Annotated in this window: 25 protein-coding genes; 14 read left to right on the top strand and 11 right to left on the bottom strand. The window is 48.8% G+C overall.

The annotated features are described in order from the left end of the window. Nucleotides 1–67: 67 nt before the first annotated feature. On the bottom strand, nt 68–301 hold the full coding sequence (locus tag WBJ47_RS10750) for a helix-turn-helix domain-containing protein (protein ID WP_422243453.1): 234 nt from the start codon (nt 299–301) through the stop codon (nt 68–70). Nucleotides 302–764: 463 nt separating this feature from the next. On the opposite strand from WBJ47_RS10750, the gene WBJ47_RS10745 reads away from it, so the two are divergent. From WBJ47_RS10745 to WBJ47_RS10720, 6 genes are all read left to right on the top strand, one after another. Beyond that, entirely contained in the window at nt 765–974 is a 210-nt protein-coding gene (locus WBJ47_RS10745) for a hypothetical protein (RefSeq protein WP_422243454.1), read from the top strand. 310 nt (nt 975–1,284) lie between these two features. After that, complete coding sequence (locus WBJ47_RS10740; RefSeq protein WP_422243455.1) at nt 1,285–1,857, top strand: hypothetical protein; 573 nt, start codon at nt 1,285–1,287, stop codon at nt 1,855–1,857. A gap of 212 nt (nt 1,858–2,069) precedes the next feature. Next, nucleotides 2,070–2,492 carry a hypothetical protein gene (locus tag WBJ47_RS10735; RefSeq protein WP_422243456.1) on the top strand — a complete coding sequence of 141 codons (423 nt, stop codon included), beginning with the start codon at nt 2,070–2,072 and terminating at the stop codon, nt 2,490–2,492. A 409-nt stretch (nt 2,493–2,901) separates the two neighbouring features. Further along, nucleotides 2,902–4,602, top strand: coding sequence for an Eco57I restriction-modification methylase domain-containing protein (locus WBJ47_RS10730; RefSeq protein WP_424585360.1), 1,701 nt, complete (start codon nt 2,902–2,904; stop codon nt 4,600–4,602). Then, entirely contained in the window at nt 4,603–5,343 is a 741-nt protein-coding gene (locus WBJ47_RS10725) for a PaeR7I family type II restriction endonuclease (protein ID WP_422243067.1), read from the top strand. 203 nt (nt 5,344–5,546) lie between these two features. Further along, nucleotides 5,547–6,578, top strand: coding sequence for a hypothetical protein (locus WBJ47_RS10720; RefSeq protein WP_422243066.1), 1,032 nt, complete (start codon nt 5,547–5,549; stop codon nt 6,576–6,578). 591 nt (nt 6,579–7,169) lie between these two features. Here WBJ47_RS10720 and WBJ47_RS10715 read toward each other — a convergent pair. After that, nucleotides 7,170–7,403: a hypothetical protein gene (locus WBJ47_RS10715; protein WP_422243065.1), complete on the bottom strand. Its 234-nt coding sequence runs from the start codon at nt 7,401–7,403 to the stop codon at nt 7,170–7,172. A gap of 28 nt (nt 7,404–7,431) precedes the next feature. Between WBJ47_RS10715 and WBJ47_RS10710 the strand changes: the two genes are divergently transcribed. The 3 genes from WBJ47_RS10710 (at nt 7,432) to WBJ47_RS10700 (ending at nt 11,812) form a co-directional block, all read left to right on the top strand. Further along, on the top strand, nt 7,432–10,230 hold the full coding sequence (locus WBJ47_RS10710) for an autotransporter outer membrane beta-barrel domain-containing protein (protein ID WP_422243064.1): 2,799 nt from the start codon (nt 7,432–7,434) through the stop codon (nt 10,228–10,230). A gap of 174 nt (nt 10,231–10,404) precedes the next feature. Then, the gene (locus tag WBJ47_RS10705) at nt 10,405–11,187 is read left to right on the top strand and encodes a hypothetical protein (protein ID WP_422243063.1); all 783 of its coding nucleotides are present in this window, start codon (nt 10,405–10,407) and stop codon (nt 11,185–11,187) included. A gap of 31 nt (nt 11,188–11,218) precedes the next feature. After that, complete coding sequence (locus WBJ47_RS10700) at nt 11,219–11,812, top strand: DUF4136 domain-containing protein (RefSeq protein WP_422243062.1); 594 nt, start codon at nt 11,219–11,221, stop codon at nt 11,810–11,812. A gap of 10 nt (nt 11,813–11,822) precedes the next feature. Here the strand turns inward: WBJ47_RS10700 and WBJ47_RS10695 are convergent, their stop codons facing one another. From WBJ47_RS10695 to WBJ47_RS10670, 6 genes are all read right to left on the bottom strand, one after another. After that, a complete protein-coding gene (locus WBJ47_RS10695) occupies nt 11,823–12,551 on the bottom strand; it encodes an aspartate/glutamate racemase family protein (RefSeq protein ID WP_422243061.1) in 729 nt (242 codons plus the stop codon). Next, nucleotides 12,548–13,144, bottom strand: coding sequence for a YecA family protein (locus WBJ47_RS10690; protein WP_422243060.1), 597 nt, complete (start codon nt 13,142–13,144; stop codon nt 12,548–12,550). The genes WBJ47_RS10695 and WBJ47_RS10690 overlap by 4 nt, the downstream gene beginning before the upstream one ends. A 76-nt stretch (nt 13,145–13,220) precedes the next feature. After that, nucleotides 13,221–14,171, bottom strand: a complete 951-nt coding sequence (locus WBJ47_RS10685) for an amidohydrolase family protein (RefSeq protein ID WP_422243059.1) — start codon at nt 14,169–14,171, stop codon at nt 13,221–13,223. A gap of 102 nt (nt 14,172–14,273) precedes the next feature. Further along, nucleotides 14,274–15,266: a Bug family tripartite tricarboxylate transporter substrate binding protein gene (locus WBJ47_RS10680; RefSeq protein WP_422243058.1), complete on the bottom strand. Its 993-nt coding sequence runs from the start codon at nt 15,264–15,266 to the stop codon at nt 14,274–14,276. Between the two features lie 73 nt (nt 15,267–15,339). Beyond that, nucleotides 15,340–15,696: an AtuA-related protein gene (locus WBJ47_RS10675; protein WP_422243057.1), complete on the bottom strand. Its 357-nt coding sequence runs from the start codon at nt 15,694–15,696 to the stop codon at nt 15,340–15,342. Nucleotides 15,697–15,699: 3 nt separating this feature from the next. Beyond that, nucleotides 15,700–17,055 (bottom strand): acyclic terpene utilization AtuA family protein, encoded by a 1,356-nt coding sequence (locus tag WBJ47_RS10670; protein WP_422243056.1) that lies wholly within the window; start codon nt 17,053–17,055, stop codon nt 15,700–15,702. Nucleotides 17,056–17,204: 149 nt separating this feature from the next. On the opposite strand from WBJ47_RS10670, the gene WBJ47_RS10665 reads away from it, so the two are divergent. Beyond that, complete coding sequence (locus tag WBJ47_RS10665; RefSeq protein ID WP_422243055.1) at nt 17,205–17,858, top strand: glycosyltransferase family 2 protein; 654 nt, start codon at nt 17,205–17,207, stop codon at nt 17,856–17,858. 126 nt (nt 17,859–17,984) lie between these two features. On the opposite strand, the gene WBJ47_RS10660 is transcribed toward WBJ47_RS10665, so the two are convergent. Continuing rightward, nucleotides 17,985–18,968 carry a Bug family tripartite tricarboxylate transporter substrate binding protein gene (locus tag WBJ47_RS10660; protein WP_422243054.1) on the bottom strand — a complete coding sequence of 328 codons (984 nt, stop codon included), beginning with the start codon at nt 18,966–18,968 and terminating at the stop codon, nt 17,985–17,987. 119 nt (nt 18,969–19,087) lie between these two features. Between WBJ47_RS10660 and WBJ47_RS10655 the strand changes: the two genes are divergently transcribed. The 4 genes from WBJ47_RS10655 (at nt 19,088) to WBJ47_RS10640 (ending at nt 22,094) form a co-directional block, all read left to right on the top strand. Then, nucleotides 19,088–19,474: a DUF2946 domain-containing protein gene (locus WBJ47_RS10655; protein WP_422243053.1), complete on the top strand. Its 387-nt coding sequence runs from the start codon at nt 19,088–19,090 to the stop codon at nt 19,472–19,474. 66 nt (nt 19,475–19,540) lie between these two features. Continuing rightward, nucleotides 19,541–20,047, top strand: a complete 507-nt coding sequence (locus WBJ47_RS10650; RefSeq protein WP_422243052.1) for a copper chaperone PCu(A)C — start codon at nt 19,541–19,543, stop codon at nt 20,045–20,047. A 9-nt stretch (nt 20,048–20,056) separates the two neighbouring features. Then, nucleotides 20,057–20,944 carry an MbnP family copper-binding protein gene (locus tag WBJ47_RS10645; protein WP_422243051.1) on the top strand — a complete coding sequence of 296 codons (888 nt, stop codon included), beginning with the start codon at nt 20,057–20,059 and terminating at the stop codon, nt 20,942–20,944. Between the two features lie 4 nt (nt 20,945–20,948). Then, complete coding sequence (locus tag WBJ47_RS10640) at nt 20,949–22,094, top strand: MbnH family di-heme enzyme (protein WP_422243050.1); 1,146 nt, start codon at nt 20,949–20,951, stop codon at nt 22,092–22,094. On the opposite strand, the gene WBJ47_RS10635 is transcribed toward WBJ47_RS10640, so the two are convergent. Both WBJ47_RS10635 and WBJ47_RS10630 read right to left on the bottom strand, forming a co-directional pair. Next, a complete protein-coding gene (locus WBJ47_RS10635; protein WP_422243049.1) occupies nt 22,071–23,249 on the bottom strand; it encodes an ATP-binding protein in 1,179 nt (392 codons plus the stop codon). The two genes, WBJ47_RS10640 and WBJ47_RS10635, sit on opposite strands and share 24 nt — an antisense overlap. Nucleotides 23,250–23,327: 78 nt before the next feature. Further along, entirely contained in the window at nt 23,328–23,906 is a 579-nt protein-coding gene (locus tag WBJ47_RS10630; protein WP_422243048.1) for a TMEM165/GDT1 family protein, read from the bottom strand. Between the last annotated feature and the right edge of the window lie 22 nt (nt 23,907–23,928).

Below are 23,928 nucleotides of genomic sequence, written 5' to 3'. Positions count from 1 at the left end.
TCTATTCGATAAATCAGTCAGCATCTGTCAGATCAAATCTGGGTCAACACACCTAAAGCCTATGAATTTATGTTGGTCGGAACAATTCCAAAACATCAACCTCCAAAGCATGGGCAACACGCTCTAACCCATCAACACTGATATTTGTGACGCAACGTTCCAGTTGGGAGATGTAGGTCCTATGAAAATCTGCTATTTCAGCAAGTTTTTCTTGGCTTAAGCCCTTTTCAGATCGTAATCGCTTAATGTTCAAAGCGATACGCTGTCGAAGGAAGTTACTTGATTTTTTAACACTCATCATGCGTCAAGCTTGACGCAGTGTACCCAATCACTCTACAGTATATAACTCTACTGCTTTTAAATCTCATTATGCTTAAGCATATTGTTATCGAGCTAAGGCTCCTAACAACTCCTAACCTCATCTCATTAAAAGTGACCCATATAAAAATATGAAAAATCGATTAATCATCATCATCGGTTGTGTCTTGTTATCAGGATGTGCCCCAAGTCTGCTGAACTCCTCGATGAATAATGTGGTGATCAAGGCACACAATGACTATGCTGGGGAAGCACAAGTCATGGCAGATGCTGAATGCAAGAAATTCAGCAAATCTGCCAGATTGAATCAGACAGTTAGAGCAAACGTTGCAGAGTCCACTTACTTTTTTGATTGTCGATAAAAATTATGAATGTCTGTGTGCGTATCTTCAACACTAGGTATTAATACTTATAAAAAAATAAAAACGATCAAAGATGGAGGACATATGAGTACAGCAAAGGATTTAAAGATTTTTCTAAGTAACCGCAAATACTGGCTCAGTATTTTGATTGCATTTTTTATTGGTTTTTTTGTAAGCCCATACATTTACCCTAAACTTTTTGGCTACAGCAGCGCAGAGGAGTGCGCCATACATGCCAAGACAAAATGGGCAATCGGCTTTTGCTTCGATCTTTACCCGGAAGTAAAGAAATGAGATGTGAAAATTTGGGGAGTGTTAGCACGGGATCAATGCCAGAGGACGAAACCTGGATTCTTTTTGCTTTAAACCTAGCAAAAGACTACGTAAAGTTTGCGTGCGGAGAAATGCTAACTGGGTGCAAAATCGAAATTCATTGGCATGATCACGACTTAGGAAGCTTCCCTTTCCTCTGTCTAAGCACTGAGGCATATATTCAAGAAAATTACATTACCGCTGCAGAGAACGCTTTAAGAGTATTCGACGGTGCCGTCTGCTGGCCCACTCTTAGAGAGCACTTTGAGCAGCAAACCGCACCTGAGGATGATTGAAAAGAACCGCCACTTTTAAAAGAGATCACAATGATTGTGAGCCCTACATGTTCAATTATTTAATTTCCTTATTTAATCGTGTTAACGATAGGGAACTTGCAAACGCAACACTCGCGTTCGGAAGTCGTATCTATAAATCTTTACGGCCCATCCTTAACGTAAAAGACTTAGATGCAATTTCTCTTCAAATGGAGCTGCTGATATTCGCTGTGTCAGTAGTCAACGCGTTTGTCAGTCTACGCAGACGCAAACCTCTCAGGATCATTGCAAAGCTTACGACAACAGTTTTGATGGCGTACGCTGTAAATCTAGAGAAAATTACACAGGGGAAAATAGATGCTACTAGCTACGCTGCTAAGCTTGCACTCGTGCTATCTGACGGTCCACTTGAATACACAAATATAGTTATTGAACAAAGTCCAGAAAAGCAACCAGAACTATTAATCAACTTATTTCTTGCTCGAACGGGAGTTCATCTCAACGATATAAATGAATGGAATGATCTCTGTGAGACCCTTTCGGGATCTCTCAGCATGCTGATCAATGACTTAAAAAATGCCGGTGTTTAATCGTTAAAAAATAAATATTTTCACTTTTTTGGATTAGAGCATGTAGCAATCGACCCATTAATCAGCAAGAGTGCTTCCCCGGCATCAGCATGTTCAGCCACCACGAGGCATTACTGTGGGCCAGGTCCTAGTATCTTCGAATCACAGATAAAATATGCTGGAATATTCAAGGGGTAAAATCGACTGCTAGTTGAATCGCTCGATCCATCGCAATGAACAACTATCTTGGTATTAGCAAGGACATCCAATTGTTATTACAAAAAGTTAAAACACATCCATTAATCATATTTAGTTTTCTTCTAGGTGCTTTAGCGATTGCTGTTACTGTTTCAGGCTGGCTCGAATTTACAAATACCGGTCAAGTAAATATAAAGCGGTTACTTACAGTTAATTCAATTCTTCTAAATTTTCTTGGGGCGTGTTGGATTGCTGCTGGTGTTGTATTGCGTAGTGCCGACTTGATTGCACTAGATCGTGCATCGACTAGTGGTATGGCGGGCCGCTACATAGGCAAGGACCCAAACAAGGAGATCATCCCAAATATGCTAAAAATTGCTTCTAGAAGAGCGGCATGGGGTGTTTTTTTCATCTTCCTCGGGGGTTGTTTGCAGCTAGTTTCTGAATATTTTGGCTAAAGTTAAGCGCTGGCATCATTCATTTTCAATGCTAAGTTAACCTGATTTGCACATCCTAAAACTAACTAAATGTCATCTTGACCTGCCCTAATCTGGACTTTCTGCAGCTAATTGCGTGAGAAATAGCGTATAAATTAGAGCATGGACATCCCCCGGTTTGATGAAGCCTTTCACTTGCTAGTTAATCCCAGACTTTTAGTTCTTAATCAAAAAATTTTTGGTGTTGTCGAGCTTCTGTTTCTTCTGTGCAAAATTTCTAGAGCAATTGCAATCGATTCACGATCGGTTTACTCCCTTTTACTGCCTAATAATTTCAATCAATCCATTGGTAGTAACTTAACTAATAGATCGCACAAACTCACGCTACTATGATCAAGCAGTCTTAACTGAATTTAATTGACTTACACATATGCCTTTGCTTGATTTTCATTATTCTGATGCCATTAAGGACGACACAGCTATGCTTGCCCAAGGGGGCGTACGAGAGTTGGGAGCGATATTCACGCGTGTTGAAGTAGTCAACTTTATCCTTGACATCGCGGGTTACACAGAGGATCAGCCCCTGCATAAGAAGCGAGTTCTGGAACCATCATTCGGTGCGGGAGATTTCATACTACCGATAATCGCTAGGCTCCTCAACGCGTGGAGTATGACTAAATCCAACAGTAACCCGCTGGAAGAGCTGGGCAACGCGATTTTGGCAGTTGAGCTACATAAAGAAACATACAAAACAACGCACACAGCAGTTGTTATGTTGCTAACTAATGCTGGTATAGCATCTGAAATTGCATTGGGGCTAGCTAACAAATGGCTTGTTCAAGGTGACTACTTGCTCACTTCCTTGGTTGGTGATTTTGACTTTGTTGTTGGTAATCCACCATATGTTCGCCAAGAACTGATACCTGAAGCACTTTTGAATGAATATCGTAGGCGCTACTCGACGCTTTACGACCGTGCTGATCTATACATTCCATTTATAGAAAAATCCTTGACAGTGCTTAAGCCCCAAGGAAAGCTCGGTTTCATTTGTGCTGATCGCTGGATGAAAAACAAGTACGGCGGACCTCTCCGCAAATTGGTCGCAGATAAGTTTCATCTTCAGATTTACGTTGACATGACGGACACACCCGCCTTCAACACAAATGTAATTGCTTACCCGGCGATAACGATATTTACACGTGAAAAGTCAGCAATGACTAGAATCGCTCACCGGCCAGCGATAGAAAATGGCGAACTAAAGCGCCTCTCCGTTGCTTTAACTAATAAAGCAGTTGAAACCGACAGTTTATTGGTGCGTGACGTTGCTGGCGTTGTAAAAGGTTCAGAACCGTGGTTACTAGAATCTGTCGATCAAATGAAATTAATTCGTCGTCTAGAACAAACTTTTCCGAACATTGAGGACGTTGGATGCAAAATCGGCATTGGTGTTGCCACTGGTTCCGACCAGGCATTCATCGGAAAATTTGACGAGTTGAATGTTGAGGCTGACCGCAAAGTTCCGCTGGTCACAACGAAAGATATAGTTTCAGGGGAAGTTGTCTGGACAGGCCTTGGAGTCATAAATCCATATGCGGACATTGGTGGGCTCGTAGATCTTAATACTTATCCCAAATTGCGTGATTACTTAGAGACTAGAAGAGAAATAATCTCAAAGCGTCATTGTGCACAAAAATCACCTGAGAATTGGTACCGAACTATTGATCGTATTACTCCATCCTTAGCTTTAAAGCCTAAACTTCTGCTTCCAGACATAAAAGGCGAAGCCCACGTGGTATACGAAGAAGGTAAGCTATATCCTCACCACAATCTATATTATGTAACATCGACAGAGTGGGACTTGCGCGCTTTGCAGGCCGTCCTACTTTCATCAGTAACACGTCTTTTTGTTGCTACTTACTCTACCAAAATGCGCGGCGGTTTTCTGCGATTCCAAGCCCAATATCTACGCAGAATCAGAATGCCTAAATGGTCGGAAGTACCAATATCGTTAAGATCAGAACTATCAAATGCCGCGGTTAATCGCAACATAAACGCTTGCAATATAGCAACATTCAAACTTTACAATTTAAACAACGAAGAACAAGCTGCCCTTGGGGGTAATGGAGATTGAATGACACTGGATCTTGTCAATTATGAACAAAAAGCTCAAGTTGCCGTAAAGTCGTTTTGGGGTGCGAGGAAAGCTGCAATTGATAGACAGGCTGCCGCTGGCAACGCAGATCAAGGTGAAAGATCTGGAGTAACGGCCGGAAAGAATATGGACGCATTCCTAGATCTAATACTAGATGTTATCAAAGCGAATGGGCTTGCGCATGCTGACATCCATCAAAGCAAAGCAACACTGAGCCTGCCTGGATTCTTCCGTCCCACGAAACTTTGGGATTTATTGATTCTTCATAAGGGCCAACTAATTGCCGCCATCGAACTCAAGAGCCAAGTTGGCCCCTCCTTTGGCAATAATTTTAATAATCGCACGGAAGAGGCGCTTGGCACTGCGTTAGACCTCTGGACAGCGTATCGGGAAGGCGCGTTTGGGGAGCAACCCAGGCCTTTTGTAGGCTGGTTGATGATGGTCGAAGATGCTCCTGAGTCGAACTCACCAGTGCGAGATAGATCCCCGCATTTCTCGATATTTCCAGAGTTTCAAGGAGCGTCTTACCTCAGACGATATGATTTGCTTTGCCAAAAGCTAATGAAAGAACAGCTTTACACAACCGCGACCGTATTATCGACGCCACGTAGCGCAGTTGACAGCGGGGAATACGCAGATCTGTCATCTATGACTGGACTCAAAACATTTGTGACCTCACTGGCTGGACATATTGCCGCTGAGTCTGCAAGGCTCTCTTGAAAATACTAGCTCTAGTACATCTGATTAGGTAATGTGAGTCATAAGTACTTGCTATGTTTTTATAGCGTCTAATTGAAACACTTTTGAAAGAAGATTTTCATCTCTGGACACCGAACATGATTGCTACGATGCCCAATAGGGTTTAATAGATTAGGAAAAATCTATGAATCTTTAGCGTTTGATTAAGCAGATCTGGAGTAGTGATGATGGCTAACTACAATAAAGACGGCGTGGCCTACACTGCTTACAGACAGGATATGGCGCATGGAATTAGTGGCTATATGCCTGAAAATGCAATATTGGCTCGATTAAATCTGACAAAAGCTTTACTTGCAGATGCAGTTGATCAAGAAAACCACTATTGGATCCAGCATTACCTTGGAGCTCTTCACCATCTTGACGGGGTTTTGTTAGCGGTTGAGTCCATTGTGGATCAACTTAATTACCTACAGAATAATCTTCTTTCACCGAGTCCGTGCCCTTTATTTCCAAAGATTATAGTCAAACAGGAAGGACACTCGGAACCTATGCATCATCCGCCGGCTTTGATAGGCATTTCTTCTCAAAGATTGGAAATCGAAGTTGAAACATTACTTTTAAAAGCAACAGGAACACTTGAGCGTATTGCACAGTTAGTCAACTTTCAATGCCAACTTGGTGGTGTACGCTACTTCAAAGGAGTGGCTGAGCTACTTAAAAGTCACGAGGATAGGTCACCACATAAATCAATTCTGGAGTTGATTGAAGAGGTGATTCCTATATTTAGTAGGACAATTATTTCTGATTCAATCACAAAAGATTGCCTTCGTAATGCCATTGCTCATAGGGCATCTTCACCCGAGTTGATGGATAAAGGGTTCTGTGTCAACTGGCTTGAAGATGGCTCTTTGTTAGCCTTTGATGCAGAATTAAATAACCTTCCTTTAGTTGCATCAGTTAGGGAGTTAGCAAGAGCAATGCCGTATTTCACTCTTCAGTGCATTAAGAGTCTATTAGAGTTGGCGCCAGAAAAAAGTCATGCCAAAGCCTGGGCAAGGGAAAGCACCTTTAACCAACAGTTTTTTGAGCCTACGTGGTTGAATCCATTCTTGCACTACTCATTCTTGATTTCTCCTGAGAATAAAGGGCCACTAGTATCTTTGCTAAGGTGGTTGCCTGGCGGTTTCCAAACACACCAACAGCATTTACTCCCAGAAATATTTGAAATGGCTGTTAGCTCAGCAAAGCCAAAATAAATACCTTCTTCAATGTACTAATCTCTACCGCTTTAATCTGACACATCTCATTAGGCAAGACTATTGCAAATTATTATTCAGCAGTATATCCAAGACGGTATTTATGACGGTATTTTGATTTTTATATTAATTTATGTATATGATTTAAAAGTAATTATTATGTCAGTGTGACTCCCCCTCTGCCGCCAAAACTATTTCGAACTGATTCCAAGTCGTTCGAACAATTGGCTCTATCCCAAATTGGCTCTATCCCGGCTCTACCCCATTAACGGGGGATGAGCACTGTTCATCAAATAGTAGTACTGATCAAACACGGCAAAAATACGCCGTTCTAACCGCACTGGACGCAGTCCTTTCTCCGGTCATTCTCACAAAGCCTCACATTAATCATTCATTCGGGAATTTACCCCTTGATTTGATATGCACGCGCTTTTTCTAAAGTACTCAAAGAGTAAAATGGGGTAGCCCAAATTGGATACTTTCTATCCAATTTGGAAGGCTTCACACAGAACAGATGAATAGCAGCAAATTTCACTTTATTGACACGACACATACTATTAAAAAATTTAACCGGTGTTTAAAGTCAGCGCTTCACATATTTTTGTTGTGTTTGATTACTTTTAGCTTTTCAGCAATTGCCGCTGACTGTCCATCAGTCATTACCTCGCTCGTTTTATCCTGTACTTTGCCTTCTGGATCAGCATCAGTTGAAACCGCTGGTTCAGTGATTGGATCGAATGGATCGAATGGATTGAGCGGAACCAATGGATCACTTTTAACAGCAGTGTCAGGTGGATCAGGTATCGCTGGGTCCAATGCTGTCACGGTATCAGGTTCAGCAGTTTTGTTTAGTGTGTCGAGTGATTTTTCGCCAGCCGTTTCGGGTGGCACAGGTGGTAGTGGGGGAGCAGGAGGGGCGACGACTCGCAACGGTGGCACGGGTGGCGCAGGCGGTGCGGGTGGCGCGGGCGGGAATGGTATCAACAACTCTGGCACGTTGAGTACTTTAAATAACTCTAGTTTCGTCACAGGTGGCGCAGGCGCGAGTGGTGGAAGAGGCGGCAATGCAACCGGTAGCCCTGGTCGATCGGGAAACGGCGGTGCGGGTGGGCAGGGTGGTTCTGGTCTCTACAACACAGGCACCATCACAACGTTGACCAATACGGGTTCGATTCTCGGAGGCGCTGGGGGCGCAGGAGGGGTCCGTGGATCAGCTACAACAACTCCGGGAAGGAGTGGATCGTCTGGCAGCGCAGGCAATGGTATCAATAACATGACTGCCATCACTACGCTCAATAACCTGCAGGGTGCGAGTAGTACCGCTTTAAATTACAAGGGTAATCTACCCACTCATTACAACATCATTGTTTCTAGTGATACTCACTACGGCAAATTGTCGGTTGTTGCTATCTCAGGTACAACAAATTTCGGAATTTCTTCTTTATCCACGACTAATTCGTCGATTCTCAACACCCCTTTGCCTTCAGTGCTGTCGAACATCAGTACTTCTGGTATCAACGTGAATGGTGGCACTTACAGCACCGTCAACAATGTGCCTTCATGGAGTGGGACTTCAAGCGGTTACACCTTTACTTTGGCAATGACGGGTGTGGGTACAAACATCTGGAATCTCACGATCACTGGATGCAGTGTGTGTGTGGAGCCCACACCTACGCCCCCACCGCCACCTCCATCTCCGCCTGCTCCTGCCCCAACCAGCATTAATACCGGCTCATCGGTTAGCTTGAATAGTCTCAGTACAACCTCTAGTCCTGTGCTAGCGGGAGGCTCGTTATTGCTGGCAAAGGGTGAGCGCTCCAGCCAAGCGATCTCTGTCCTCACCGAGGGCGGAACGCTTGTCGCACCCACGTCGGGCGCCGCACAGCTTTCCGGTGTGTTGTCTGGTGTCGGCAAATTAAACTTTAGCGGTGCAGGTACAACAGTGGTTTCGGGTGCCAACACCTATGAGGGCGGCACAACCGTCAGTGAAGGGACGCTGACCTTGCTGGGGGGCACACTTGGCACGGGTGATGTGTATGTCGCGGCAGGGGCTCAGTTGATGGGAACAGGAAGCATTGCGGGTGCTCTCACCGTCGCGGGTTTATTGAAGCCTGGTAACTCACCGGGATATATTTCCTCTGCATCCAGTATTTCGATGGTCAGCGGTTCGATCTATCAACAAGATATTGCGGGAACGACTCAGGCCTCTGCTTCTTCACCCGTTGGGACAACGGGGTTCTATTCGTATATCCACATTACAAGCGGTCAGTTCGTCATCAGCCCGGGCGTGACACTAACTCCTGCTTTGTCGAATTTGTTTAATGAGCTGGAGTCAGGTTACGGCACTACGCCTTATACCCCGCTGCTAGGTGATCGCTTTAGATTTGTGACGGCTGAGGGTGGTATTGCAGGCAAGTTTGCCTCGGTCACGCAACCAGCTGAATTAAGTGCAGGGACGCAGTTCTTGCCTTTCTACAACATGAACGGCAGCAACAGTATCGATCTGGCTGTCATCCCGACTTCATATAAACATACGATCTCCGCGAGTGCGGGCAACAAAAACGCGCAGTCTGTCGGTGAGGCTTTGGATGCCATGGTTGTGGCAGCACAAGCTGGGACCTCAAGCGACTTACAGGATCAGTTGCTATATGTGACTTCTGCCAATAGTGCCGCGAGCCTGGTCTCCTATGCGCAAAGCTTGGCTGGTGAGGTTTACGCAGCCGCCGTTGCTGTCATCGCGCAGACGACACAACGTGTTCAACAGGCTGTCGCAACCAGGCTGGACAATACCAGAGGTCTTCGTCTGCCAAACACCGAATACAAGACCCTTTCCAACGGTAAAGTCTGGGGTGACCTTGCTTATCAAAAGGGTCAACGTAGCAGTGATAGTCAATCCGGAGGCTGGAACAGTAGCCTTTATCAGTTGGTGTTCGGTTCAGATTTTTATGTCTCTGATGGTTTTAAATTAGGTGGTGGTGTTGCGCTCTCCAACACAACCTTAAACCCTGTCTATGGGGCAGGTACGATTCAGCAGGGCTCTGTCTTTGTCTATGGAAAGAAGTCTCTGGATGCGTATGTGGTCGATGCAATGGCCAGCGTTGGCTTGAACTCCAGCGATCTCTCGCGTGTAGATGGATCTGGTTTGAGCAATGGCTTCAGAAGTAAAACAGTCATGGGCAATGATGCCATGGTCAGCGTTGGCTTGAGTCGTCCTTTTGATACCGACAGTCTTCGCATCACGCCTTATGCTCGCGTCACTTGGCAGATGGTGATGCAGTCTGGCGTCAACGAAGGGTCGACGGCCGCAGCGCTCGATGTCAACAGTTTTGCGGGAAATGGTGTGCGCGGTGTGTTGGGTGTGGCACTTGGATCAAAAGCCAACAATCCAAATACGGAAAAATACACCTACCGTGCTTATGTCGGGGTCGGTGTGGACTCGCCGGGTCTGTTGAATCCAACGCTCAACGCATCACTTGCGGGGATGAATACGCGCATCACCACTCCCAATGCAGGCCAGGCTTTTATGCAGGCTGGTTTGTATGGCACAGCCAAGCTCTCTGAAAATACCTTTGCTTATGCAGGGATTTCGGGCGAAGCGCGAAGTGGGCAAACACTGGGTACGGTCAACGTGGGATTGCGAGTGCAGTTTTAATGTGTGTGACAGCATAGCCAGTATTTCCCGAGACATTTGTCTGCAAACTAAACAATCACTCGAAGGTAAGAGCGGGAATGCAGTGCATCAATGGTGCCTCTTGGAGGGACAGTTAAAATCGTACACTAGTCTGAATGAAGTGAATGTAGTGATCACAATATAGGATTCATACAAATGTTGCAGACTTTTGCTGAAGACCATGAGTGGATCATGGTTGCCTCGATCGTGTTTTTCTTTACCGCGATCGCCGTTGGTATTTCTTGGTTATTGATCAGCAAACAGACGCGGCCATTTTTTGAACGGTACGAAGGTATTGTCCCTCCATTTTTAAGTTTGCCAGCGGTGTTATTTTCTTTGACGGTTGCTTTGATGGCGACATCGATTTGGGAAAATTACAGCATGGCCAACAAATCTGTCCGTAGCGAAAGTCTTGGGCTTGAGACGATTGTTGAGCTCGCAGAAAGTGTTCCAAGTCTAAAAGAAGGGCCCTTAGCAAGCTATGCCAAAGATTATGCGCGCTCAATTATCAATGATGAGTGGGTCACGTTGTCAACGCACGGTTCACCTGCCGCTGTCACCAAAAAACATTTTGAAATACTCAGAAATGCGACCTTTGCAGCGATTGATGCGCTAGATAACAATGCGCAGGCCAAGGTCTTGACGAATGCTTTTCAGCTTGTGAACGACTCGCGTAAAACCAGACTTTCGTTTGTTTCTTTTGATATTCATCCGCTCCGTTGGTACGCCTCGATTATTTTGGCTGTATTGGTTCAGTTGGTGGTGGCGTTGGTGCATATCCCTAGGCCGCAGGTTTTGCCGCTGGTGATGGGCGTGACAACGCTGACAATATTGCTGCCGATGTGCACCATCGCCGTGACGCTCAGCAATCCCTATGTCGGTATGATTTCTATTTCTAATAGTCCTCTGCAGGCGGTCGTAAGTAATATTCACAAATAGGGAAGTATTCAAAATTTTGGAGGTCCCCATCATGTCTACCATCCGTCTTATCGCAACACTCGCACTGCTTGGTTTACTAGCGGCTTGCAGCAATGCACCCATCGTGCGGAGTGATTACGATCCACGTGCTGATTTCGCCTCTTATCGAACGTTTGCGTTTATGGAGCCGCTCGGTACCGATCGCGCTGGTTACACAACACTGCTAACCGAACGACTCAAGCGCGCTGCAGCCATGCAGATGGAATCAAGGGGGTATGCCTTTGATGAAAAAAATCCTGATTTGTTGATAAATTTTCAGACGCATGTACAAAGTCGCACTGAGTATGTGGGGCCACCACCGATGATGTGGGGTGGTGGTTTTGGCTATGGCTATGGCGCCGGCTTTTACGGTGGCTGGCCGGGCTATGCGTTTGGTCCGGATGTCATTCAGTACAACGAGGGTACGATGAAGGTGGACCTGATCGACGCCAAGCGCAAGCAGATGGTCTGGGAAGGTGTCGGCACCACGCTTGTAGGCAATGCCCAGCAGACAGCGTCTGATGAGCAGGTCCAGAACATGATGTCTTCGCTCTTTGCGCGCTATCCGTTCTTGGCGGGATCAGGGGCGGTGTCGCCTCGAAAGTAGATACTTTTACTTAGCTCCTCAGATGCAACAGCGTTGCATCCACCAAAGACTGGGTGGAGTCGATAAATCGCAGCGGGTCATTTTCCAGTTCGTGGATCATGCCAAGCGGAATCTCAGTGCATCCAAGAATGACGGACTCCGCTCCTCTATCGAACAGCCGATTGGCGGCCTGTCTCAACAGAGCGCCTCCTGCTTCTAGATCGCCAGCCTTAACAAAAGCGATGCCGGGCGACACCAGCACACGAAAATCATCCTCACTCGGTACTAAAGGCTTGAGACCCAGTGCAGTCAGACGTTGACTGTAAATGCCCATGTGTGCAGTGCCCTCAGTTGAAAGTACACCGATGGAAGTGGCATTCGGGTTGCGAGCCAGAACTTGTTGGGCACTCGCATCCACGATATGCAGAAAAGGCATGTTCGCTCGTTTAGCCAAGTCCTCGTACCAGCAATGCGCGCTGTTGCAAGGCATCGCGATGACTTGCACGTTCGCCGCGTTCAGGAAGTCGACCGCTGCGAGCAGTTGTGGGAGGGGACTTGGACCCTCACCCAGCACGGATGCCGTTCGGTCGGGGGTCGTGCAGTCACCGTATAAAAGAACAGGAATATGTTGCTGGTCGGTTTGCGCTGTTGTGGAAAGAGTGAGTTTGCGCAGAAAGTCTGAAGTGGCGAGCGGCCCCATGCCGCCTATGACGCCTAGCCAGCCAGGAGGTAATTGTGCGAATGCGTTGGGAGTGGTCATATTCCGGTTCCACGACGGCGTTTTTGAAAGTATGCGAACAGATTAGCCAAGCCCTCGAACATCGATTCGAGCAACTCCTCACGGGCTTCGGCGAGTATGGCTGGGGAACGTATCTCGGGGTCAGGGTGATGCTCATGGGCGAGCATCATCATTGGCACGAGTAGTTGGCTAAGTGTTTCATGATCCATGAGGTCTGACCAACTCCCGTCGTCGCTCAGAGACACGCCCAACATAAAGCCTGCGGCCCACTCATTGCCTAGCGTCACGCCTTCTTCGTCCATGATGAGTGGAGGCACGTAAATATTATCTGTCTTGACGGTGCTCCGGAGCTCGTCCTCGATGGTATTGCCGTGACGCATCATCCATTCCAGCACCTCACGGGACTGTTGTTCAGTCTTGAATGTGTCCGTCTGATCCATGATGACTGCGAGGTATTGATCGATTGGCACCAAGTGGGGCGCACAAATCAAGGCACAAAACAGTCCATCAAGCGCTTCGAAGCTTTGGATTGAGCCGTGACACTCGGACAAAAACTCATCAAAGGCTTCGATCTCTGTCGGCGTTAATGGATTGTTCTTGAGGTGCTGAGCCATGCTGATATCCTAAGACTGAATGCGTAGACGACACTTTAGCAAGTATTTCTATATCAATGGTTTATAGGGCGCTACGCTATTGAAGTGTAAAAACCCTTAAAGCATTTTTATATGCGACTTGTTCGATCACATCTGGTCGTAGATAGGGCAGCAGATTGGTCCGAATTTCAGCGATGGCCTCGTCATAATGGGCATCCCAGCCGCAGCACGTGTCTGAGCCCAGCATGATGCGATCTGGGTAGGCTTCGATCAGTGCTTTCCATTTCGGACGCAGTCCCTCTGCTGTATAGGCGCGACCGGGTCGATTGATTTTTGCTAAACGATTATGCAGTTCGCCCGAAGCCGACATTTCACACATGATGTTTTTGCGCTGCTTAAAGAGGTTGACGAGATCATCTGGTTGCGCGAGCGGCAAGCAGTGCGAAAGAATCGTGATGGTGTTTGGAAAGTCAGCAGAGAGGCGCAGGAGGTCTTCGGTGAACTCTGGATTGTGCTGAGAATGAATTTGTATAAAGCCACCATAATCGTTCGCGATCTCATAAAACTTTCGCATCGCAGGATTATCAGTTTTTATTTTTCGGCGAAAGGGCTGCGGGCCGCTCGACTCGTTGTTGGTATGTAATTCACCAAAACCTTTGATGGTCCCAGACGCAAACATGCCACGGGCATTCATAAACAGATCACGGAAATAGATGTTTTCTGTCGCAACGAGTGTTGAAGGTCCTTGTCGAAAAAAACTTTCGGCGAATTCTCGTTGACCTGCTGCAGGAATATGTCGGTTGCCTAAGGCTTCAGCAATATCTTGACGCAGGTCACCGACGCCACCCCCCCAGCGGACACCGTTGGCATTCATTCTTTGAACAATGTCCGCACTTACGGGCCCATTGCGGGAGTATGTGTGCAAATGCACGTCTGCGATGGGAACTGTTTTTGCGAGTGCGACAGACTTTGGGTCAGGCGATTGAGCAAAACTGAAGGAGGCAAACAAAATCAAGCCACATACGGATACTACTTTTAAATATTTCATTACCTTCTTTTTGTATGCTGAACTAGTCAATACATGCTCGGTGGATACGTGCTGAGATGACAAGCTACGTATCCACCAAAAGGACGTCGACGGTTACCTTGATTAATTGAGCTTGATATTGTTGGCCTTGCCGACATCCTGCCATTTTTTGTTATCGGCTCGGACATAGGCGGCAAACTGTTCAGGCGTATCGCCGACCGGTTGCGCGCCCAGCTCTAGTAGTTTCTTTTGCATCTCAGGCGTATTTAAAATTGCCACGATGTGTTTGTTTAAGTCATCCACGAGTGGTTTGGGCGTTCCTGCCGGCGCAAACAAGCCAAACCATGCTGACATTTCATAACCAGGCACACCTGCTTCGGCCAAGGTGGGAATCTCTGGCGCGGCAGGCCAACGGGTATTCGTGGTAACGGCTAGCGCGCGTACTTTGCCTGCTTTAATCAGACTCATTGATGACGGCAGGTTGTCAAAGCCGATTTGGACTTGTCCACCCATCAGGTCGGTCAACATAGGCGAGCCGCCTTTGTAAGGGATATGGGCGATATCGATTTGTGCGAGTGTTTTGAGCAGTTCGCCGCTCATATGTGGCGAGCCACCATGGCTGGTTGAACCAAAATTAATCGAGCCTGGTTTTGCTTTTGCCATCGCGATGAGCTCTTTGACGTCCTTGGCAGGAAACGCGGGGCTCGCCAATAAAACGTTGGGCGTACTGGCGACAAGCGTCACAGGCACAAAATCTTTGGTGGGATCGTAAGGAGGTGGTGATTGGAGCGCAGGAATAATGCCGTGGGAGGCGATCGTGCCCATGACAAGTGTTTTACCATCGGGGGCGGCTTTAGAGACTTGTTGTGAACCGATCACGCCGCCTGCGCCCGCTTTGTTTTCAATGACGACGGTCATGCCGGTGCGTTGCTGTAGGCCAGGCGCGAGGTTGCGTGCCAAGAGGTCTGTTGTACCGCCTGGAGGGTAGGGCACGACGATACGCAAGGTCTTGTCGGTCGTTTGTGCAGAGGCGAGGGCAGACCATGCGATGATCGTGGTGAGTGCGAGACCTTTGAGGGTGGTGCGACGTGTGTGAGTACGAGTGGGATGAGTCATGATGTCTCCTAATTATTATGAGGTTTTTTGTTACATGATCGGTCTAGTCAGGTCAGTAGGGATTGCCTCACTATCAGGTAATCAACTCTGGGGCCTGAAGAAATGCTTTTAAATGCTCGGGCACTTCGATCTCAAAGCCTAGCACTGCGGCAGAAAGTGCTTTGCCATAGTTGTCCAGACACAGGCTTCTGGAGACGCCACCACCGAGAGCGCCCTGACAGACAAAGTTCATCGCATGAATATTGTCAACGTCATAGCGCGTCACGGTACCCGTAATGGCGCCACCATAGAATTTTTTGAAGCGTTCTTCGGTGAGTTGTTCTTTGAGCAGTGGATAAAGCTCTGGTGCGTAAGCAAAGACTGCAATATTGGATGTGTTGCCTTTGTCGCCCGAGCGCGTGTGCGCGACGTGTTGTAGTTTGACTTTCATGGCTTAGCTCTCAATGTAGGTGACAGACGCAGGGACTTTTTCGCGCGGGACGAGTGAGGACCATACGCCAATGACTTCGCGTGTGCGGTCCTGGTGCGGCACGCGCTTGCCCGTATGTGCAATGCCTGAAACGGCCATGCCATCAATTTCGCGTCCAACCTTGGCGGCTTCTTCTTTCGTTTTGGTTCGTGCAGCAACGCGCACCGCAATTTCGTAGGGCTCAGGAGCATCTGCTGGGGTGGCATCGCCATGGATGGCATTCAAGCCCAGAAAATCAATGCGGAGATCTTCGGCTTGTAGTTTGACGATTTTGAAGCGTTCTTCGAGTACTTTTTTGGCAATCTGGGCACGACGCAGAGCGCCAGGGCCAGCATAAAAAAACATGTCCTCGCCGATATGCCCTTCGGTGCAACCGATCGAGACTTTGAGTGTGGGTGTGCGGGGCTTGCCGCTGATGTGGCTCACACGCACGCGATCTGGCCCGACTTGTTCGAGTTTGACCGCGGTGAAGTCCACCACGACATCGGGGGTGAGGTAGTTGGCAGGGTCGTGGACTTCGTACAGGAGTTGCTCTTTGACAGTCTGTAACGTGACCGCACCACCTGTGCCGGCAACTTTGGTGATGATGGCGCTGCCGTCACGGCTCACTATTGCGATGGGGAAGCCAAATTTCCAGGGTTCAGGTACGTCTTTAAAACCTGGATCCATAAAATAACCGCCGGTGACTTGTGCGCCGCACTCCATCAGGTGGCCGATGCCAGTACCTTGGCCAAGCTTGACGTGATCTAAGGGATCCCAGCCAAACTCGAACATCATGGGCGCCATAAAGATCGAAGGGTCTGCCACCCGTCCGGTGATGACGATTTGGGCGCCTGCTTTCAGGGCCTCGACGATGGGCTCCGCCCCGAGATAGGCCTCGGCAGAGATCAAGGTGGACTTAAGCGTAGAGGTTTTTTCTCCCGTTTCCATGATGGTATCGGTTAGCTCAAGCACATGCTCTGTGATGAGGCTGCCATTGACCGAGGCGATTTTCACACCGCTGTAACCTAATTCTTGTAAAAGTACAGCAACACGCCTCGCAGCGGCGTCTGGGTTAATCCATCCCTGATTGGTAATGATTTTGGTGCCGCGTTTCATGCAGGCGGGTAGGACAGCCTTCATGCGGTCATCCAGGTAGGTGTCGTAGCCCGGAAAGGACTTGTCGCGTCTGGCCCTGACTTGTGCGGCTGAGACAGTAGCCTCTGCCATGGTTTCAAAGCATAGGTAGTCTAGATCGCCTTGCGCTGCGTTTTGTGCGGCGGGTTCGACACGATCCCCCCACCACGCAGCACCTGAACCGATGCGAATGGTTTCTTTCATTGTCTCGCTCCTCTTTGGTTTTTTAACTGTTATCTATGAATCATTGACGTAAAAGTCGCTTGCGTCAACATATATGGCGCGCACCACACACATCTTTGGTGTGGTCTTCACGGGTTTGGGAATACTTTCATGATCTACTGCGCACCACTATGATTACTGTCGTGATTGCTTCGTATCGATACGGACACCTTGCTGCACATTGCATCGAGTCTTTGTTATCCCAAACCAGCCCCCCTTCGAGAATTTTATTTGTCGATGATGGCGGGATGGATTGCGGCCATCTCCCCAGCTTGTACCCGGATATTGAATATATTCTCAGGCCTAAAAATTTAGGCACAGTGAATAACTTTCAAGACATGCTCTCAAGGGTAGAAACTGAGTATGTGCTTTTTATTGGCGCAGACAATTGGCTCAGGTCTGATTCGATTGAGCTGTTGTCAATGGCGACAACGGACATCGTGACCTATGACATCGTAGTAACCGGTGAGCTCAAAGAAGAAATCTTGACACGCGTGCCTGGCGAAACGCGCCCGCATTTGGGTGACTTGTATTGGGATCGCCAAGCGCAGCACCACGGCTCAATGATGTATCGCACTGATTTCGGTCAACGTGTGGGATACCAGAGGAGATTCGAACACGTTGGGCATCCGCAAGAGGATTGGAATCTCTGGGACAAAATGCTGGAGCAAGGGGCGACGGTCGCAAGCCTCAAAGAAGGCTTATTGTTTTACAGAAGACATCGAGAAAACTTTTTGAAATATGGTGAGCAAATTGTTTCGCCAGATGTGGAAATGTCTCAGTAAGTCTTTGAGTGAGTGTTTGAGTCTAGAGGCGACTGTTTTAAATGCAAATGAGGCTGCAATCCTTTTGGGAAGCCGCCTCATTTTTATTGCTCGATCAAGAGCTGATCAAGCCAACTTGTGCGTCCTTTAGTCTACGCTTGCGCCCGAGCTTTTAACGATTTTCTGCCAGTTGGCCAGATCATCTTTGATGAGTGTGGCGAACTGTTGAGGTGTGCTCTCAAGCGCCTCACAGCCTTGCTTGAGCAAACGCTCTTGGACATCTTTGTCAGCCAAGGCAGTCTTAATGGCTGCGTTGAGCTTGTTGACGATGGCGACAGGTGTGCCTGCGGGGGCCAAAATGCCGTACCAGGGGGTCGAGCCAAAGCCTGGGATTGTTTCGCTGATGGAAGGCACGTCAGGCAGTGCACCGATACGTTTTTCGTTCGTGACAGCCAAGGCTTTGATTTTTCCGGCTTTAATTAAACCCAGGGAGGAGGGCGCACTTTGTACTGAGACGGGAACGATTCCACCTGCCACATCTGCTGCTGCTGCAGAAGCAGTTTTATAGGGCACATGTTGTATGTTGAGGCCGACCTGCTGTTTGAACATTTCCATGATCAGGTGATTGAGCGTGCCATTGCCTGCCGAGGCATAGTTGTATTTGCCCGGGTTAGCTTTGAGTTGAGCAATCAGTTCGTTGACATTGTTGGCTGGAAAAGCGGCGTTGGCGACAAGCACATAACCAGCGCTGGCCACGAGGCCAACAGGTGTGAAGTCTTTGATGGGGTCAAAGCCTGTGGTTTTATAGAGCCAAGGGTTGATGACCTGAGCGCCGTTGGTCGTCAGCATCAGTGTGTAACCGTCTGGTTTAGCTTTTGCGGCGGCGGCGGTGCCGATGTTGCCACCCGCGCCTGTACGGTTTTCAACTACAAATTGTTGGCCTAGAACCTCGCTGAGCTTGGCGGAAATAATGCGGGCAATGGTGTCGTTAGCGCCACCTGCGCCTTGGGGCACGATCACGTTTACGGGACGCGTTGGATAATCAGCTTGTGCCGAGGCGGTGCCATGCGCCAGTGCGACGAGGGCGGCGCCTGCGACGAGGGCGCGGGTCATGGTCGAAATAATGCGCATGTCAATCTCCGGTATTTTTGTAAGAAATGCTTTTATACAGCATGACTCTGACTTTTGGCTGTCAGGCAAGCCGATCAAGGGAAAGTCATGAGTGTTCAATTGCAGTAGAATTATTTCTTATGTTTAGCCTCACTCAACTTAAACGCCTTGCTACAACTCTCCTCGCGGTGATGTTGTTGGCCGTTTCTGCGCCCACGATTTCCAAAGTGATCGTGATGGAGGGGGCGCAGTCTGCGTTGATTGAGATTTGTACGACTGAGGGTGTCAAACGAATCAGTTTTTCGGAGTCGGGGTTGATTTCGCAAGACTCTTCAGGGGAGCACCATGCACATGCTGAGGACTGTCCTTATTGTCATCTTCAGCTCACCCCCTTCGCACCCCCTGCAGCGCAGACTTTTCTGAATGTCCGAGTCCTTGCGTTTTTCCCACCGCTTTTTTATCAAGCACCTCAGTCCCAGTTTGTCTGGGCACCTCAGCTCGCCAGAGCGCCACCCGTACTCTCCTAAGTTCTAAATCCAGAGAGCCTCTCGCCTTTAGGCGCGGGGAGCTGCGTTTATATATTTGGAGAAGTCATGAGCCGAGTTCAACTCGTGCGTCGCGCATTGTTGGCAAGCGTCGCGGCGCTGCCCTTTGCGATGGGTGTGGTCCATGGTCACACCTATAAAGCCGACGGTTTAAAAGTCGATCACCCCTATGCGACGCCCACTCCATCTGGCGAGAAAAATAGTGCTGTGTATTTTCGCTCCCTTGAGAATGGCGGGAAAAATGCTGATGCGCTGATTGGCGCGCGTGCCGATGTTGCTGGACGTGTTGATATCCGACGTACTGAGCCGGGGAGCGCAGTTCCGGAAGATCTAGTCATCAAGGAAGTGAATTTGCCGAGTGGCAAAGGACCTTCTTTTCGACACGATGCGGCAAGTGGTTATCACTTGTTATTGGTCAATCTCAACGCCCCTTTGAAAAACGGCGATCGCTTTCCGATCTGGCTGACGTTTCGTCACGCAGGGGAAAAGAAAGTCATGGTCTGGGTGCAGACACCCAGAGGCTCGCAAGCGCCTCAGCACGATCACAAACATTAAGGAATAAAGATGAAAAATTATTTAGCTTTAGTCGGAACATCATTGTTAGTTGCATGTTCGACTGTCCCTTCACAACAGACTGCCACTCGGCCCGTTGAGTTGCGCTTTGTCGCAGAGGTCAACGGACAGTCGTTTGAATGTGGTCAATCCTATAAAAATATTGGCACGACACGCTCAACGATGACACCGACGGATTTTCGGATGTTTGTCAGTCAAGTGCACTTGATGACGGCAGAAGGAAAGGCTGTCCCAGTGCAGTTGGTTCAGGACAATACTTGGCAGTTAGAAGGCATTGCTTTGCTGGACTTTGAGAATGGTCAGGGTCCTTGCAGAAATGGTACGCCTCCGATGAATACTGTTGTCCGAGGCACCGCGCCTGCGGGACAATATACGGGGGTCAAATTCACCGTGGGCGTCCCCTTTGAGCGCAACCATGGCGACCCGACAGTTGCACCTGCACCGTTGAGCTCGACAGCCATGTTCTGGATTTGGCAGGGCGGCTACAAGTTCCTCAAGTTTGATACGGCAACCTCGGGTCGCCCAATTCAGTCTGCCAAGCCCGCCGCCCACGGTGGTGGAAATGCCTCGGGTTTTTCGGTGCACTTGGGTAGCACGATGTGTGTCTCTCCATCACGGACGCAGGCACCGACCGCCTGTCAGAATCCCAACCGGATTGACGTGACACTGACTGACTTTGACTTAAAGAAAAATCAGGTGGTGGTGGACATTGGTCGAGTCCTGGCCGGTTCCAATGTGGATGTGAATGCACCGAAAACCTCGCCCGGCTGCATGAGTTTTCCAAAGGATGCGGATTGTCCGCCGATCATGAGTGTGCTGGGTCTGCCCTACGATGGCAAGGCTGCCTCGGGTCCTCAGCAGTTCATCATAAAACGGTAAGCCGATGAAATTGCGTTTATTACGCCTGGCCATGGTGTCTTTTTTAGGCATCATGGCAAGTGCTGCACAGTTTAATGTCGCTGCACAGACCTATCAGTGGGATATTCCACAATGGGTCCCTGTGCCTGTGGTGCCAGACGACAATCCTATGACGGATAAAAAAGTCGAATTAGGGCGTCATCTTTTTTATGATCAACGTTTGTCGGCAGATCAAACGATGTCTTGTGCGACCTGTCATCACCAAGACAAGGCGTTTACAGATGGCCGTCGGTTTGCAAAAGGGATTAGTGGGCAGTCGGCGATTCGCAATGCAATGTCACTGACAAATGTTGCGTATCTGCCTGTGTTGACATGGTCCAATCCGATGTTGACTTCCATGGAAGCCCAGGCGCTGATCCCGCTTTTCGGCGAGCACCCGGTTGAAATGGGTATGGCGGGCAAGGAAGCACTTTTGTTTGAGCGGCTGAAAACAGAGCCGGTCTATCAGCGTTTATTTCGTGACGCTTTTCCAAAAGAGGCGCAGGGCGGGGAGACTCAGCTGTACTCCCTTTCAACAGTCACCAAGGCGCTCGCGAGTTTTCAACGCAGACTGCTGTCCTTTGATAGTCCCTACGATCGGTTTCGCTATGGAGGCGATCAGGCCGCACTGAGTCCACAGGCTAAGCGTGGCGAGGCTTTGTTTTTTGGTGAAAAAATGGAGTGTTATCACTGCCATGGCGGTCTGAACTTTACTGACAATATCAAGCATGCACGCCTGCCATTTCCGGAGCTTGGCTTTCACAATACGGGTCTCTACAACGTAGATGGAAAAGGCGCGTATCCGACAGGTCAGACGGGGATCGAAGAGTTCACGGGAGCAGCCTCGGATATGGGCAAGTTTCGCACACCGACTCTGCGAAATATTGCTAAAACTGCGCCCTATATGCATGATGGCTCTGTGCCGGATCTGGCGACAGTGATTCGCACGCATTACGCGCGCGGGGGGCGTGCCGGTGGACAGCCCTCGGGTCCGAGCCCGAAGCGAAGCGAATTATTAGTGGGGTTTCAGGTAAACGAACAAGAGGTGCAAGACCTGATCGCGTTTTTACATGCCCTCACGGATGAAGGTTTTTTGCAGGATGAGCGATTAAGCGATCCGTGGAAGCGGTGAGGCTTGAGCGACATCTTTCCAGCCCCATACTGTGATTGCGTCGCGTTCGAAGTTGTTTGTTCCACCATACAGTATGGTCGAGTCGAGGGACTCTGTGCCTGCGAGTGATTGCCACTTTTTGAGACTCTGTGCCCAGTCTGAAGCGTAGGTGCTGCCTGATTTGATTTCGATGGCTTGAAGCCCTTGCGTTGTTTCGCACAAGACATCAATTTCCTGGCCTGAGTTGTCTCGCCAAAAATAGAGATCGGGTGCGAGACCCGCGTTTAGACGTTGTTTGTAAAGCTCGCTGACAACCCATGTTTCAAATAGTGCGCCTCGCGCTGCGTGTGTCTCTAAGGTTTGGGCATCGCGTATGCCCATGAGCCATGCCGCTAAACCCGAATCTAAGAAGTAAAGTTTTGGCGTTTTGACGAGTCGTTTGCCGTAGTTGCGAAAGTGTGGCCGCAGCAAGGTGACGATATAACTGGTTTCGAGTACGGTCAGCCACTGTTTGGCTGTGACGGCACTAATGCCACAGTCTGCGCCTAGTGCAGTGAGGTTGAGGAGTTGCCCCGTCCGGGCCGCGCACATTTTGACGAAGGTTTGAAACTGACCTAGATCACGCACTGCGATCAACTGACGCACGTCGCGCTCTACATAGGTCGCGACGTAATTGCTGAACCAGTCTTGCGGGCTAACAGGACGGTCATACAGTGTCGGATAGCCCCCTTGAAAAAGCGTTTGAGTGAGTGTCTCTGGGAGCTTGTTGACTTGTCCGAGTTCAGAGGCGCTCAAGGGAAGTAATTCAACGCGCGCAACACGACCTGCGAGAGTTTGTGTGATGCTTTCGATCAAACTGAATTGCGCCGAACCTGTCAGGACAAAATCGCCCATGCGTTGTCGCTCATCGACCAGACCTTGTAACCAGGACAGTAATTGAGGGCAGCGTTGAACTTCATCCAGAATCGCACCCTGAGGAAAGCGCGCCAAAAACCGCTTTGGATCCGTGAGCGCAAAATCCCGCTCATCTGGGTTTTCCAGAGAAATATAAGGTTTGTTTTTGAAAAGATTGCGTGCAAGCGTAGTTTTCCCCGCTTGACGAGGTCCGGTAATCGCAATCACAGGGAATCCCTTGGCGAGGCGAGTCAGGGTATGTGCTGCATCACGAGGGATCATTTACAAATCCAAGTTTCAACTTTAGATTTGTAAATTATAGGGCAAAAGTGATTTAGATGTTTGATTTAAATGGTTTTTCTAAAACCCAAACCCCGCACCGGCTCCAAACAAGGTCGCAATACCTAGTATGGCAAAGATCGCAGCGGCGATGGAGTGCACAAGCTTCATCGGGATCTTGTTGGCTAATTTATCCCCAAGAAAGACCGCCGGTACATCCGCGATGAGCATGCCGAGCGTTGTGCCGATCACTACCATGAGGGGAGCGGCGTAGTGGGCAGCCATGGCAACGGTGGCGATCTGTGTTTTATCGCCCATTTCGGCGAGGAAAAAAGTGATGAGTGTGGCACCAAACACGCCAAATTTTTGAGCAACTTTGGTTTCCTCCTCTTCGATCTTGTCGGGAATCATGGTCCAGATTGCCATGCCGATAAAGGAGAGACCTAACACCCAGCGCAAGATTTCGGGCGTCACGGCTGAGGTGATCCAAGCACCGAGGGCTCCTGCGAGGCCGTGGTTGATCAGGGTCGCCACCAAGATGCCAAGAATGATGGGTACAGGTTTTTTAAAACGAGCGGCGAGGATGAACGCTAAGAGCTGCGTTTTATCGCCGATTTCGGCGAGCGCGACAACGCCTGTTGAGACGAGAAGGGATTCCATGTGTTGGTGAGTCAGTCGGCTG

Source organism: Zwartia sp. (assembly GCF_049655405.1).
Taxonomy (GTDB): Bacteria; Pseudomonadota; Gammaproteobacteria; order Burkholderiales; family Burkholderiaceae_B; genus Zwartia.
Note: the sequence above shows the minus strand (reverse complement) of the source record. Positions and strands in the feature narration are given on the sequence as shown.